At 66.2% G+C, this 234-nt stretch carries 1 protein-coding gene; it reads left to right on the forward strand.

The genetic code is table 11. From position 1 onward, the window contains the following. On the forward strand, positions 1–234 hold a 234-nt coding region (locus ACLJNW_RS28735), incomplete at both ends, for a hypothetical protein (RefSeq protein WP_410962095.1).

The following is a 234-nucleotide window of genomic DNA, read 5'->3' on the forward strand; positions in this document are numbered from 1 at the left end:
ATCCTCTACTGCCTGCTAGTCGGCAGCCTGGGCTGGCTGTGGCTGCTGTTCAACAGCGGGCTGTTTCTGTCCGGCCCTATCCTGGTTATGTTCGGCGTGCTTGCGCTGCTGATCGACTGCGTCGGCTTTCGCGTCCCCCCCGCCGATCCCCATAGCCTCGCGGGCATCGTGCTCGTCACCGTCGCCCTGGCGATCAACCCCGAGTCGAGCGCGTTGGTCGCTGCCGTCGAGGGG

This window comes from Salmonella sp. SAL4457, assembly GCF_046548235.1.
GTDB lineage: Bacteria > Pseudomonadota > Gammaproteobacteria > Enterobacterales > Enterobacteriaceae > Salmonella > Salmonella enterica.